The organism is Dietzia sp. HMSC21D01 (genome assembly GCF_001815995.1).
Taxonomy (GTDB): domain Bacteria; phylum Actinomycetota; class Actinomycetes; order Mycobacteriales; family Mycobacteriaceae; genus Dietzia; species Dietzia cinnamea.
The window spans coordinates 1-668 of record NZ_KV823738.1; the positions used below are offsets into that span (position 1 = coordinate 1).

The window sequence follows — 668 nt, forward strand, 5'->3', positions numbered from 1 at the left end:
CCCTGGCGGGCAAGCAGTGGCTGCCCCTGGTCAAGCCGTGGCCGCTGCGGCCCGCGGTCGAGGGCGGGTTCACCCTGGATGACTTCACCTTCGACGCCGTGGCGGGCCCCCTGACCTGCCCCGGCAACATCACCCGTGGCCTCTCTGCCAAGGGCAATGCCACCTTCGGGGCGGCGTGTCGTGGCTGCCCGCTGCGTCAGCGGTGCACCACCTCAGCCACGGGGCGCAAAGTGGTGCTCGGCGAGCACCACCTGCTGCAACGCCAGCACCGCCAGCGGGCCGGCGATGAGGACTTCAAGACCGTGTACCGCCAGCACCGACCGATGGTGGAACGCTCGATCGCCTGGCTGACCCGAGGCGCTCGGCGTGTGCCGTACCGCGGGGTCGAGAAGAACAACACCTGGCTCCACCACCGCGTTGCCGCCCTCAACCTGCGCCGACTACTCGCCATGGGACTGACCAACCAGAACGGAACCTGGGCCCTGGCCTGATCAGCGGGCCGGGGCCAGGCATTCCCGCCCCAGCAGAGGCTCGAACAACCCGCGGTGGGCGCCACGAACCTTTCGCCGAACCCAGAAATCTCAAGCCCCACACTCCGCGCGACGGCCAACCGGACCCTCACGCACACCGGGCGTGCCAGGATCGCAGCTTGTTCAGCAGTCTCCTAG

At 69.3% G+C, this 668-nt stretch carries 1 protein-coding gene; it reads left to right on the top strand.

Going from position 1 to position 668, the window contains the following annotated elements; translation table 11 throughout:
• Positions 1 to 491: transposase (locus HMPREF3086_RS02975; protein WP_210401827.1), on the top strand; the 491-nt coding region annotated here is incomplete at its 5' end.
• Positions 492 to 668 lie beyond the last annotated feature (177 nt).